General features: G+C 67.6%; 11 protein-coding genes. 8 read left to right on the forward strand and 3 right to left on the reverse strand.

Annotation, left to right across the window (positions count from 1 at the left end; translation table 11 throughout):
- Positions 1-139 precede the first annotated feature (139 nt).
- From mtrA to secA, 7 genes are all read left to right on the forward strand, one after another.
- Positions 140-814 (forward strand): MtrAB system response regulator MtrA, encoded by a 675-nt coding sequence (mtrA, locus tag AC1D1A_RS00300; RefSeq protein WP_026538469.1) that lies wholly within the window; start codon positions 140-142, stop codon positions 812-814.
- Positions 815-965: 151 nt separating this feature from the next.
- Complete coding sequence (mtrB, locus tag AC1D1A_RS00305; protein WP_476873213.1) at positions 966-2,888, forward strand: MtrAB system histidine kinase MtrB; 1,923 nt, start codon at positions 966-968, stop codon at positions 2,886-2,888.
- Positions 2,885-4,603 (forward strand): LpqB family beta-propeller domain-containing protein, encoded by a 1,719-nt coding sequence (locus tag AC1D1A_RS00310; protein WP_476946873.1) that lies wholly within the window; start codon positions 2,885-2,887, stop codon positions 4,601-4,603. Before mtrB ends, AC1D1A_RS00310 begins: the two co-directional genes overlap by 4 nt.
- Before the next feature lie 174 nt (positions 4,604-4,777).
- Entirely contained in the window at positions 4,778-5,743 is a 966-nt protein-coding gene (locus AC1D1A_RS00315) for a ComF family protein (protein WP_476946874.1), read from the forward strand.
- A gap of 156 nt (positions 5,744-5,899) precedes the next feature.
- Positions 5,900-6,625, forward strand: coding sequence for a ribosome hibernation-promoting factor, HPF/YfiA family (hpf, locus tag AC1D1A_RS00320; protein WP_028276003.1), 726 nt, complete (start codon positions 5,900-5,902; stop codon positions 6,623-6,625).
- 33 nt (positions 6,626-6,658) lie between these two features.
- On the forward strand, positions 6,659-7,876 hold the full coding sequence (locus AC1D1A_RS00325; RefSeq protein WP_476946875.1) for a winged helix-turn-helix domain-containing protein: 1,218 nt from the start codon (positions 6,659-6,661) through the stop codon (positions 7,874-7,876).
- 103 nt (positions 7,877-7,979) lie between these two features.
- Positions 7,980-10,718: a preprotein translocase subunit SecA gene (gene secA / locus AC1D1A_RS00330; RefSeq protein WP_028276005.1), complete on the forward strand. Its 2,739-nt coding sequence runs from the start codon at positions 7,980-7,982 to the stop codon at positions 10,716-10,718.
- Between the two features lie 233 nt (positions 10,719-10,951).
- Here the strand turns inward: secA and AC1D1A_RS00335 are convergent, their stop codons facing one another.
- Positions 10,952-11,437 carry an Rv3235 family protein gene (locus AC1D1A_RS00335; RefSeq protein ID WP_230008799.1) on the reverse strand — a complete coding sequence of 162 codons (486 nt, stop codon included), beginning with the start codon at positions 11,435-11,437 and terminating at the stop codon, positions 10,952-10,954.
- A 158-nt stretch (positions 11,438-11,595) separates the two neighbouring features.
- The gene (locus tag AC1D1A_RS00340; RefSeq protein WP_476887386.1) at positions 11,596-12,456 is read right to left on the reverse strand and encodes a LysM peptidoglycan-binding domain-containing protein; all 861 of its coding nucleotides are present in this window, start codon (positions 12,454-12,456) and stop codon (positions 11,596-11,598) included.
- Positions 12,457-12,585: 129 nt separating this feature from the next.
- Here AC1D1A_RS00340 and AC1D1A_RS00345 point away from each other — a divergent pair, with 129 nt between their 5' ends.
- Positions 12,586-13,155, forward strand: a complete 570-nt coding sequence (locus AC1D1A_RS00345) for a hypothetical protein (protein WP_476946876.1) — start codon at positions 12,586-12,588, stop codon at positions 13,153-13,155.
- Positions 13,156-13,169: 14 nt separating this feature from the next.
- Here the strand turns inward: AC1D1A_RS00345 and AC1D1A_RS00350 are convergent, their stop codons facing one another.
- Entirely contained in the window at positions 13,170-13,391 is a 222-nt protein-coding gene (locus AC1D1A_RS00350) for a helix-turn-helix domain-containing protein (RefSeq protein ID WP_018775212.1), read from the reverse strand.
- Positions 13,392-13,515: the final 124 nt, after the last annotated feature.

Genomic DNA, 13,515 nt, shown 5'->3' on the forward strand with positions numbered 1-13,515 from the left:
AATTGTCACAGCGTCCCGTGCATCGGCGCGGTTCCGGGCCGGTTCCGGCGGGGTTCCGGCGGCCGTGGCAGGCCCGGTTGCACCATGCCGGCGGGCCGCCCGATACGACAAAGCCAATTCAATGGGGGAATATATAACTATGAAGGCACGCATTCTGGTAGTGGATGATGACGAGGCTCTGGCCGAGATGATCGGTATTGTGCTGCGCAATGACGGCTTCGAACCCGTCTTCTGCGCGGACGGCGCGCAGGCGCTGGACGTGTTCCGCTCCTCCAAGCCGGACCTCGTCCTGCTCGACCTCATGCTGCCGGGGATGGACGGCATTGAAGTCTGCCGCCAGGTCCGTGCCGAGTCCGACGTCCCGATCGTGATGCTCACGGCCAAGGCGGATACCTCGGATGTGGTCCGCGGCCTCGAGTCCGGTGCCGATGACTATGTGCCCAAGCCGTTCAAACCCGCCGAGCTCGTCGCCCGGGTCCGGGCCAGGCTCCGCCCGGGTGACCAGAAGGCACCGGAAACCCTGCGGATCGCCGATGTCACGATCGACGTGGCCGGCCACCTGGTCAGCCGCGGCAACGACCGGATCTCCTTGACGCCGCTGGAATTCGACCTCCTCGTCGCCCTGGCCCGCAAGCCGTGGCAGGTGTTCACGCGCGAACTGCTCCTGGAGCAGGTCTGGGGCTACCGGCACGCCGCCGACACCCGGCTGGTCAATGTCCATGTCCAGCGGTTGAGGTCCAAGATCGAACGCGACCCGGAAGCCCCCGAAGTTGTATTGACGGTCCGTGGTGTCGGCTATAAAGCAGGTTCCTGAGCCTGCGGACCGCAGTGTCCGGCAGTCCATAGCAACGGATACGGCGCCGCCGGCCGACTCATCTGCGGCGCCGGCCGAGTCGTCCGCGCCGCGGGCCGAGTCGTCGGCGCCGCCGGCCGAGTCGTCCGCGGCGTCATCGCCGGAGACGTCCATGCCCCGCGCGCCCGAAACGCCCCGCGGCGGGCCGGGCCCGTGGCGGCGTCTGGCCTTCCGGACCCGCTTGTGGGCCAAACGCGCGAGGATCGTTGGCGTCCGGGTCGCGCGGCTCGTCCGCACCGGGATGCAGCGCCTGTGGCCCGGCATCCTGTACCTGCTCCGGGCGGTACAGCGGAAGTGGCGGCGTTCGCTGCAGTTCCGGACGGTCCTGACCACGCTGATGCTGGCCATGGGCTCGTTCGCGGTGGTGGGCGCCTACCTGTCCAACCAGATCGCCAACAACCTGTTCCAGGAACGGCTCGCCCAGGCCGAATCGGAGACGCGCTACAACGTCAAGCAGGTCCAGGACACGTTCGACGGCGCCCAGGTCACCGACCAGTCCAGCGTCATCACCCTGGTCTATGACACCCTGAACGCGGTCGAAGGCCGCGGATCCGTGATCCAGCGGCGCTACGTCTTCGAGGCCATGCCGGAGCAGACCAAGCCGCGCAACCGTTGGGTTGAATCCCGGGCCTCGGACCAACTCACCATCGGCGTCATCCCCCCGGACCTGCGCAAGGCTGTGCAGGACTCGGGCAAGGACCAGTACTGGGCGTCCACCCAGTTCCCTGTAGGGACCGAAGACCGGCCCGGCATCGCCGTCGGCAACAAGGTGACCTTCAACGGCACCGTCTACGAGCTCTACCTCATCTATGACCTCAACACGGCGCAGAAGACCCTCGACGAGATCCAGAATGTCCTGCTGGCCGGCGGCGCGCTGCTGGTGCTCATGATCGGCGGCGTCGCCTGGTATGTGACCCGCAACGTGGTCAGCCCGGTCAGCCATGCCGCCGTCGTCTCCGAGAAGCTCGCCGCCGGCCAGCTGCAGGAGCGCATGGTGGTCAAAGGCGAGGACGAGGTTGCCCGCCTCGGCGCGTCGTTCAACCACATGGCCGCAAGCCTCCAGGAACAAATCACCCAGCTGGCCACGCTGTCCCAGATGCAGCAGCGGTTCGTCTCCGATGTCTCCCACGAGCTCCGCACCCCGCTCACCACGGTGCGCATGGCCGCCGAAGTCCTTTATGACGCCCGCGAGGACTTCGACCCCATCAACAAGCGCTCCGCGGAGCTGCTGTACAACCAGGTGGAACGCTTCCAGTCGCTCCTGGCGGACCTGCTGGAAATCTCCCGCTTTGACGCCGGCGCCGCCACCCTGGACGCCGAGCCCACCGACATCGTCCAGCTTGTCGCGCATGTCATCGAGGGGGTGGCGCCCGTCGCCGCCGAATACGGGTCCGCCGTCACCCTCAACGCCCCGGCCGGCAGCGTCATTGTCGACATGGACGACCGCAGGATCGATCGGATCCTGCGCAACCTGATCCTGAACGCCCTCGAACACGGCGAGGGCCGGCCGGTCAACGTTTCCGTGGCCGCCAGCGGCACCGCCGTGGCCGTGGCCGTACGGGATCACGGAATCGGCATGACCCCGGCTGAGGCGGCGCGCGTCTTCGACCGCTTCTGGCGCGCCGATCCGGCCCGGGCCCGCACCACGGGCGGCAGCGGGCTGGGACTGTCCATTGCCGCCGAGGACACCAAGCTCCACGACGGCTGGCTGCAGGCCTGGGGGAGCAAGGGAGAAGGGTCGAACTTCCGCCTGACCCTTCCCCTGCGCCGCGACGAGCCGATCACCAGGTCCCCGCTCCAGCTCGAACCGGTCAACGTCGGGCTCCCCGAGGCAGGCCGCCAGCGCACCGTGGTGTTGCTGGACCCGCTCCGGACCGCGGGCCGCGGGACCGGTGTTGAGGGATCCTCGGACGGATTCGCAGACGGCTTCGATGACGACTTTTCTGACGACGGCGGCAGCGGTGCCGCCGGCGGGGCCATCCCGGACGGCGGCCCGGCCGGCCCCCGGGGGACCGGGACGGAGGGCAGGGCATGAGTGGGGTTTCGGGCAGGTTTACCCGCGTGGGGGCTGCGCTGCTGGCGCTCATCCTGCTTCTGTTGACCTCGTGCGCCCAGATTCCGCGCTCGGGGCCGGTGGGCAAGAGCACGGACGAGAGTGCGGGAAACCCTAACGCCCCGGTCTTCTTTCCGGCCGCGCCGCGTTCCGGCGCCGGCCCCGAAGCGGTGATCGAAGACTTCTACCTCGCCGGCAGCGGCTACGAGGACGACTACGCCGTGGCCCGGCAGTACCTCACCCAGGGTTCGTCGGTGACGTGGAAGCCGGACCAGCGGGCGCTCGTGTTCCGCAAGGCCACGGTGGTGGCCACCGGCGTCGAAAATGTCTTCAACTACCAGCTCGACCTCGCCTATTCGGTGGACGCCGACGGCGTGGCCACGCAGCTTCCCGAGGGCACCACCGAAAACATACCCGTCACCGTGACTCAGGTGGACGGCGAATGGCGAATCTCCGATCTTCCTGACGGCACGGCCATTCCGGAAGAAACCTTCAAGGTCATTTACGGCGCGTTCCCGATCTACTTCTACGACCCCACGTTCACCTACGCAGTGCCCGACGTCCGGTGGTTCATCCGCAAGAAGACCGTCAAAGCCATGACGAGCGCGCTACTGGGCGGACCCGCCCCCTACCTCAAGGGCGCCGTCGTCAGCGCGTTCCCTTCAGGCATCAAGCTGGCCCGCGAATCAGTGCCCGTCGTATCCGGCGCCGCGCAGGTGGATCTCACCGCCAAGGACCTGGTCGAGGCCTCCAACGAGGACCGGCTGCGGATGCAGACGCAGCTTGCCCTGACGTTCCGCAGCCAGCCGGATGTGATCAACGTTGAGCTCCGGGCCAACCAGGACCTGGTGCGCGTCGAGGACAACGGCACGGTCCTGCCTCCGGTCCAGGACGAAAGCGTCCCCGCTTACCAGATCGCCGTCAGCAACAATGACCTGGTCCGGTACGAAAACAACAGGATTTCACCGCTCCCGGACGTCCGGTCCGTCGCAGCCCTCTCACCCCGGGCGCCTGCGGAGTCCACCGAGTCGCAGGCGGCCGCGTTCCTCAACGCCGACCGCACCACGCTGTACTCGATCGTTCCGGGCCAGCCCGCCAGGGCCCTGACCACGCGGGCCGCACTGTCCCGGCCTTCGTTCGGCCGCTATGACTGGGTCTGGACTGCCGGGCCGGGTGCCGGCGGCGCCACCGAGGTGGTGGCCTACCGGCCGGTCGGTGTGGCGGAGAACGCCAGCGTACCCACCGTGACCCTGTCGCCGGGATGGCTCGCGGGCCGGACGGTGAAGGAGTTCCGGATTTCCCGGGACGGCACGCGGGCCCTCGTCATTTCGCAGCAGAACGGCAAGAGCAAGGTCCAGATCACCGGGATCATCCGGAACGCGGATGGCACCCCGAGGGACCTGACCGTGCCCCTGACCCTCCTGACCCCCCGGGACCCGGACCAAGGGGTCTGGGTGGATGACACCACCGTCGCGGTCATGAAGGCCTCCGCCAGCGATGCCGTCACCCCCGAGCTGTTGTCGCTGACCTCGGCACAGCCGCAGCAGCTGGCGCCGTGGCCCGGGCTGACCGCCCTCAGCGCGGGCAACGGACCGGCCGAGATCTACGGCCAGTCCGCGGAAGGGATCTTCCAGCGGCTGGGCAACGGCTGGTCACCGCAGCTCAAGGGCCCCATCGACCCCTCGTTCCCCGGCTGACCGGCGTCCCCTCTTTCCCCGGCTGACCGGCGCCCTCGGGCGGCGGCGACGACGACGGCGGTGCCGCCGTCACCCGGATCCGGTGAAGGTTCCGCGAAGGTTCCGGCCGGGGTGTTGTCCACATAGCGGCCCGCCGGGCTACTACGGGGGGCGCACCCGGTCCAGGATCGGAGGATGGGCAGCCACACCACCCGGGTCCCGGCAGCGGATGCTGACCTTGCCCCGGCCGCGGCCAGGGCGGCGCGACACCGCGGGAGCTACGCGTGGCCGCTGGCGAGGCTGGGCGACCGGACAGCCGAAGCGGCGGCTGAGGTGCTCGCCCTGGCCATTCCAGTGGACTGCGTCTGCTGCGGGGCGGAGGACTCGGCACTCTGCGGCGCGTGCTCCCGTAAGCTGCGCCTGCTGACGCTCCGGCCGTTCCGGGCAGAGGCCCAGGCTCCGGCCCTGATGGACATGGACGGCTCCGTGCTGCTGCCCGTGGTGGCGGCCGGGCCATACCGGGCCGAGCTGGCGCAGTGCCTGCTGTCCTTCAAAAGCCACGGGCAGGCCCGGCTGGGCGCCGAGCTGGCCCGGGGACTGGCGCGCGCCCTCCACGCCGCGTCCGGGCCCGGGCGGGGACTCGTCCTCGTCCCCGTGCCCACGAGCGCCGCCGCTTACCGCAGGCGGGGCTTCAGCCCCGTCCATATCCTGCTCCGTCGGCTCGTCCGCGGGGACGAAATCCCAGGGTTCACCGTCGCGGACGCGCTGCGGAAATCCGGGCCGCCCGCGCGGAACACCAAACCCCCGGCTTTGCCCCTGTGGGGCCGGTTGCGGGACGGCCCCACAGGGGCCGGCTCCCTGTCCGGCGGACAGAAAGGACTGGGCCGGGGTGAGCGCGCCCGTCGCGTGCGCGGATCCATGCGGGCCAGGTCCGGTCCGTGGCCTGCGCGAGTCGAAGGACGTGTCTGCATCATCGTCGATGACGTGCTGACCACCGGCGCCACCCTGGCGGAGGCGGCCCGTGCGCTCCGGGCCGCGGGGGCCATTGTCAGCGGCGCCGTCGTGCTGGCCGCGACACGCCCGCCGGCCGCCACCGATGTCGGCGCCGCCATCCCCGCGGCGGCGCGGATGATCGGTGGGAGCCAAAAAAATAAACCGTAAAAGGATGAATAACAGGTGTCTATGAACTAACGTCGAAGATGGGTACCAAGAACAGATGTACCTGTCGATAGCGGCTCGGAAAGGGGCTCGACTGTCAGTCAGATCGGCCCCCGGGAAGTACCGCCGTCGTGTCACCGAAGTCATTTGGAGGGCACCATGGAGTTCATGATCAGCGGACGCAACTTGACGGTCTCAGACCGGTTCCGCGAATATGCCGACGACAAGATCTCAAAGATCGCGTCGTTGGGAGACAAGGTCCAGAGGGTAGACGCGAAGGTCACCAAAGAGACCAAAGCCCGCCAGACCGCCGAATCGCTCACGGTTGAGCTGACAGTCCTGGGACGCGGCCCAGTAATCCGCGCAGAAGCGAGTGCCGCCGACAAGTTCGCTGCGTTCGATCTCGCTTACAACAAGCTTCTTGAACGCCTGCGCAGGGCCAGGGACCGCAGAAAGGTCCACCACGGCCGGCATACCCCGAAGTCCGTCACCGAGGCGACGGCAGCCCTGGAGCCGGCCAGCCCCAGCGAACCCCTCTATGTGGAGGCGGCGCAGCAGCAGGAGACCCAGGCGACGGCGGCAGAGAAGTCGCCGTATGAGGTCGAGAACGATATTCCGGCCGGCGACTCGCCTGTACTGATCCGCCGGAAGGTGTTCGCCGCGTCCCAGCTCACCCTCGATGACGCCGTCGACAACATGGAACTTGTGGGTCACGACTTCTATCTTTTCGTGGACAAGGAGACCAAGGCGCCGTCGGTCGTCTACCGCCGTGACGGCTGGACCTACGGGGTTATCTCCCTGGACCAGACGTGCGAGCCCGGACATTCGAGTCTGGAAGACAAAATCCTGGCCTACCGTTCAGAGGATGAGCCCGCCAGCGCATAAGCTGGTGCAGACTTTTCCGACGAAGGGACTAACGTGCAAGCATCGCTGAGCCTGGCACAGGCACGGCGGATCGCGTTGGCAGCCCAGGGACTGGAGAAGGAACGGCCCACCGGACCCGTGAGTGCACGGGCGGTGGGCCGTACCTTTGCCCGGCTGCACCTGGTTCAGATCGACTCCGTCAATGTGGTGTCCCGCAGCCACTTCCTGCCCTTCTTCTCGCGGCTCGGCAACTACGACCGCACCATCCTGGCGCGCATGGCGGGGACCCACCCGCGCCGGATGATGGAGTACTGGGCCCACGAAGCCTGCTTCATCCGCCCGGACCATTTCCACGATCTCGTGCAGTGGCAGAGCCGCAAATGGGTGGGCGCGCACGCGATGGACCCCGAACTGCGCAACGGGGTGGCGGCCAAGGTCCTGGAAACCCTGGCCGTCGGGAAGCCGCTGACCGCCGCCGAACTGACAGCCCGGCTCGGCCACGTGGAAGACCAGCAGCGGGACAACTGGGGCTGGAACTGGAACGCCGTTAAAAGGGTGCTGGAACATCTCTTCGAAGAGGGCCTTGTCTCCGCATCCTCGCGGACCGACTCCTTCGAACGGCGCTACACCCTCACCGCCCGGGTGCTCCCCGGACCGGGCAAGGAAGCGGTGGCACCCGAACCGGATGCGGCCGCGGCCATGGACCGGCTGATCGACGCCGCGGCCCAGGCCCACGGTATCGGGACTGTGCGATGCTTCGCCGACTACTTCCGGACACCGCAGAAGGACGCCGCCGTCGCCGTCCGGAACCTCGTGGACAGCGGCCGGCTGCAGCCGGTCACGGTATCCGGCTGGGACCGGCCCCTGTACCGCCACGTGGAGGCGAAACTGCCGCGCTCGGCCACCGGCCGGGCGCTCCTGAGCCCCTTCGACTCCCTCGTGTTCGAACGCCGGCGGCTCGAGGAGCTCTTCGGATTCCACTACCGGATCGAGATCTACACGCCCGAGCCGAAGCGGAAGTACGGCTACTACGTCCTGCCGTTCCTGCTCCGCGACGCGATCGTCGCACGGGTCGACCTCAAAGCGGACCGGGCCGGCGGGCGGCTCCTGGCCAGGGCCGCCCACGCCGAACCCGGCGCGCCGGAGGACACCGCCGTCGAACTCGCCGCGGAACTGCAGCTCATGGCAGAGTGGCTGGGACTGGACGACGTAGTTGTCTCGCCAATGGGGAACCTTGCGCCGGCGCTCGCCGAAGCCGTGGCTGCCCGGTAAACCGCACTATCCGCTGTGAGGGAACAGGCGCCACCGGCCTTGCGTCTCTCCCGTAGACTAAACACGCCAGAATTCGGCAGCTTGAGACTGGGAGCAACTTCACGTGGCATCACTTATCGAAAAACTTCTCCGCACGGGTGACAAAAAAACCCTGCGGCAACTGCGGAACTATGCCGATTCCATCAATGCCCTGGAGAGCTCCTTCCAGACCTTCACGGACGCCGAGCTCCGTGAAGAAACTGACCGGCTGCGCGAACGCCACCAGGCCGGCGAGAAGCTCGACGATCTGCTGCCCGAAGCGTTCGCGGCCGTACGCGAGGCCTCGTCCCGTACCCTCGGCATGCGCCACTTCGATGTCCAGCTCATGGGCGGCGCCGCCCTGCATTTGGGCAACATCGCGGAAATGAAGACCGGTGAAGGCAAGACCCTGGTGGCCACCGCTCCGGCCTACCTCAACGCCCTCACCGGCAAGGGCGTCCACGTCGTCACCGTGAACGACTACCTCGCCGAATACCAGTCAGACCTCATGGGCCGCGTCTACCGCTTCCTCGGCCTCACCAGCGGCTGCATCCTCTCCAACCAGGACCCTGCGCTGCGCCGCGAACAGTACGCCGCGGACATCACGTACGGAACGAACAACGAATTCGGCTTCGACTACCTGCGCGACAACATGGCGTGGGACAGCTCGGAACTGGTCCAGCGCGGCCACCATTTCGCCATCGTCGACGAAGTGGACTCGATCCTCATCGACGAGGCACGCACCCCGCTCATCATCTCCGGTCCGGCCCAGGGGGACACCAACCGCTGGTACAGCGAATTCGCCAAGGTGGTCACACGCCTGCAGGCCGAGACCGACTACGAGGTCGATGAGAAGAAGCGCACCGTCGGTGTCCTCGAGGCCGGCATTGAAAAGGTCGAGGACTACCTCGGCATCCACAACCTCTACGAGTCCGCCAACACGCCCCTGATCGGCTTCCTGAACAACGCCATCAAGGCCAAGGAGCTGTTCAAGCGCGACAAGGACTACGTCATCCTCGACGGCGAGGTGCTGATCGTCGATGAGCACACCGGCCGCATTCTCGCCGGCCGCCGCTACAACGAAGGCATGCACCAGGCCATCGAAGCCAAGGAAGGCGTCGAGATCAAGGCCGAGAACCAGACGCTCGCCACCGTGACGCTGCAGAACTACTTCCGCATGTACGACAAGCTCGCGGGCATGACCGGCACGGCCGAGACCGAGGCCGCCGAGTTCATGAGCACCTACAAGCTCGGCGTCGTTGCCATCCCGACCAACCGCGACATGACACGGATCGACCAGGCCGACCTTGTCTACAAGAACGAGACCGTCAAATTCGACGCAGTCGTCAAGGACATCGCCGAACGCCACGAAAACGGCCAGCCTGTCCTCGTCGGCACCACCAGCGTCGAGAAGAGCGAATACCTCTCCCGGCTGCTGGCCAAGGAAGGCGTCCGGCACGAGGTCCTGAACGCCAAGAACCATGCCCGTGAAGCGTCCATCGTGGCCCAGGCCGGCCGCAAGGCCGCCGTCACAGTCGCGACCAACATGGCCGGCCGCGGTACCGACATCATGCTCGGCGGCAACGCGGAATTCACCGCCGTCGCCGAAATGGCCAAGCGCGGCCTGGACCCGGAGGAGAACTCCGAGGAATACGAGGCCGCGTGGCCCGAGGTGTTCGAATCCGCCAAGCAGTCCGTCAAGGACGAACACGAGGAAGTCCTGAACCTGGGCGGACTCTACGTGCTCGGCACCGAACGGCACGAGTCCCGCCGCATCGACAACCAGCTCCGCGGCCGTTCCGGACGCCAGGGCGACCCCGGCGAGTCCCGGTTCTACCTCTCGCTGACCGATGATCTGATGCGCCTGTTCAACTCCGGCGCAGCCGAACGGCTCATGAACAGCTCGGTGCCCGACGACGTCGCACTCGAATCCAAGCTCGTCTCGCGCGCCATCGCCTCGGCCCAGGGCCAGGTGGAAGGCCGCAACGCCGAACAGCGCAAGAACGTGCTGAAGTACGACGACGTCCTGAACCGCCAGCGCGAGGCAATCTACGGCGACCGGCGCCGCATCCTCGAAGGCGATGACCTCCACGAGAAGGTCCAGTACTTCCTGGAAGACACCATCAACGCTTTCATCGACGAAGCCACAGCCGAGGGCACCGGCGACGACTGGGACTTCAACCTCCTGTGGTCCAACCTCAAGACCCTGTACCCCGTGAGCTTCACCCCGCGCGACGTCATTGACGAGGCCGGCGGCAAGTCCCGGATCACGACCGAGTTCCTCCGGGAAGAGATCCTTTCCGATGCCCGTCTGGTCTACCAGGCCAGGGAGCAGGCGATTGGCTCCGAGAGCATGCGCGAACTGGAGCGCCGGGTGGTCCTTTCCGTTATCGGGCGCAAGTGGCAGGAACACCTCTACGAGATGGACTATCTCAAGGAGGGCATCGGGCTGCGCGCCATGGCCCAGCGTGACCCCCTGGTGGAGTACCAGCGCGAGGGCTTCATCATGTTCCAGGCCATGATGGAGGCCATCCGCGAAGAGAGCGTCGGCTTCCTGTTCAACCTCGACGTCGAAGTGACGCCGGCCGAAGACGTTGTGGTGGCGGACGCCGAGGGCCAGCACACCGAACACCACGAGCCGCAGATCCATGCCGCCGGGCTCGAAGCCCCGGAGAAACCCGCGCAGCTGCAGTACACCGCACCTGGCGAGGACGGTGCCGCCCAGACCCGGATCGAGGCGAAGGTCTCCGGACGTTCGGGAAACCCGGCCAAGGCCGCGGCGCAGGACATCGGCCGCCGCGCTGCGAAGAAGAAGCGGCGCTAGGCACGACGCAAACACGGGAGGGCCGGAGCATTTGCTCCGGTCCTTCCGTGTTTGCGCCTCCTTTCCCTCACATGCCGGGCATTCCCTTGCAGACCGGGCCCGGTTCCGCAGGTTCGTGCCCGTCGCTGCCCTCGGCGGCGACTGGCTTCTGCCGGTTCTCTGCCTGTCTGTTGCCGGCTTTCTGCCTGTTTTCTGCGGACTCTCTGCCTGTTTTGTGCCTCCGGCCCTGCCGTTCAGCCGATCTCCAGCACTGTGACGCGCCAGGCCGCCGTGCCGCGCTCCAGCCGCAGCGCGACCGCGCGAACCCGTGATTCCTCGACCACCACGGCGCTGGCCTCGTAGACGTCATCCGACACGCGGCAGGCCCGGACGGACCTGACGGACGGGTTGCGGTGCAGCCTGCCCGCCGTCGGCGAGCTGCCGGAGGCAACCCGGCGGGTCAATGCGGCTCGGTGCTGCAGGGCCGCCAGACAGCGCGGGTCCAGGCGCCGGGAGAGCTGCTGTGCGGGCCGCGTCCCGGCCAGCACCTCGATCGCCGCCTGCACGGTGCTCCGGGAAATCGCACAAATCTCGCGGGCCTCGTCAACAACGCGCAGCGGCGGCGGGGCCGCAGTGGCGTGGTTGGCCGGTGGTGTAGCCGTGCCGGACACAACCCGGAGGGCGGGGGCATGCGGGACGGGGGTCGCCGCGGCTGAGCGGATCCCGGTGACTGCGTTCATGACGGTTCCTTTGCTGATGGCTGGTGCGGGTGGCTTGCGGCTGGTGCGGGTGGCTGGAACCGGGCGAATCTTCCGACCGGCTTGTCCCTGTGGTCTTCGGTGGGCCGGGACCATAGGCCGGGGCCGGCGCTGCGGCCCGGCCTATGGTGCGGCGGCCCCTAGCGCGGCGGCGGGAGGACCAGGACCTGTCCGGGCCGCAGGAAGTGCGGGTCGGCTCCGATAGCGTCGCGGTTGCCCGCATAGAGCCGGGGCCACTCTCTGGCGATGTCGGCGTCGGAAGCCAACGGCCCCAGAGCGGCCGCGGCGATGCTCCACAGCGAATCGCCGGACCGGACCGTGACCTCCCTGCGGGCGCCGGGGAAGTCCTGTGTGCGCACATGGCGTGCAGCCAGCGGTCCGGCATCCACGATCGGGCTCAGCGGCTTCCACCGCGGATCCAGCGCGGAACCGGCTCCCGGCCCTTGTGGCTCCGGTGCCAAGGCCTCCCCGGGTGACGGAGTCCAGGATGCCGATACCGCTGCCGGACCGGGTCTTTCCGGTCCGGGCCCGCCAGGCGCAGTGGCCGCGCTGGCCAGCGGCGCCGTCAGCAGCTGCAGTCCGACGGCGGCGAGCACCAGCCGCCGCATGAACGCCGGGCTGAACCGGCCCGTGGCGGCCGCCGCGTGGGTCCGGCCGAGGCGGTCCAGCAGTGCCGCCGCGACGGCGAAAGCGAGCGACATCACCCACCAGGTGATGACAATCAGCCCGGCCGTATTTGCCACGATCCCGAGCTGGTCCTCGAAGGACAGCGACTGCCGGCGTGCCGAGCCGGACTGCCAGCGCTGAATCAGGAAACTTCCCGTAGCTGCGAGGAAGATCCCGAGCAACAGGATGGCGGCGGCCATGGCGGCGTCGGCCCGGACTGTTTGTCTGGGCATGGGGACGGGCAGGGGCCGGTCCGCGGGTTGCGGCGTCACTGTCCGGTCCATGGGCTGTTCCTCCAGTCGAAATGTGTACCGTTTGATGGTGTTTAATGCCATTTGATAACTTTTAAGCCTGTTTAATTGAGTCTGATCCTGTTGTGCTCCGTTTGTCTAGACGCAGTCCGAGTCTGTGGATAGTGGAGGCCTCGGATTGACCAGTGCGGGAGGGCCGCCTACGCTGGCGCCATGCGGTGGGACGCCTTGTTTGAGGACATGGAGGCACAGCTGGCCGCGCGCCAGCGGCTGGAATTAGAGGCTGAAATAGCCGAGCGTGCACTCGTGGACTCTGCGGGAGTGCAGCTCGCGGACCGGCTCCGCGGGTCCCTCGGGCTCAGTATCCGCGTGCATTTGTCCTTGGGGCGGGTGTTCGAGGGAGTGCTGAGCCACGCGGGCAGCGAGGCCCTGGTCCTTGATGAGCCCCAACACCAAGTGCTCATTCCCTACGCCGCGGCCGCGCACTATGGGGGACTGTCGCGGGTGGCGGTCTCCGAACCGTCAATCGTCCGCCGGCGGCTCGGTTTGGGCAGCGCCCTCCGGGGACTCGCCAGGAACCGTGCACGGGTGACGATCTTTGCCGGTCACGGGAGGGCAGATGCGGGGCTCCACGGCATCATCGACACGGTCGGCAGGGACTTCCTGGACCTGGCCGTGACACGGGACGGCGGGGAACGGCCTCCGGCGAACGCCCGGCAGGTGATTGCCATCCCCTTCGGCGCCCTCGCGGGCATCAGGTCCGTAGGTGCCGCGGGCGGCTAGTCAGCCCGCCAGGTTCAGCTTCCGGCGGACTTCGCCTTGGCCTCTTCGATCATGCGGCTGGCCTCGGCATAGCGCTCCTGGATGTACTGCTCGAGCATCTTCTCCTCGACGCGCCACTGGCCGCGTCCGCCCACCTGGATTGCCTTCAGCTCGCCGCTGCGAACGAGCGCGTAGGCGGCCGGAGAGTTGATCTGGAGCTGCTCGGCAACGTCAGCGAGAGTCAGGAATCGGGGCATGAATCCATTTTGCCACCGTTGAGGCCTACTGGTGCCGTTATCCACAGTTTGCGCCTATTTGGTCCCGGATCTTCCACCCGGGCGGCCCGGGCGCAACAATAGGGGTGCCCGGCATCCGGGAATG

It is taken from the genome of Arthrobacter sp. P1_B9, from assembly GCF_056406495.1.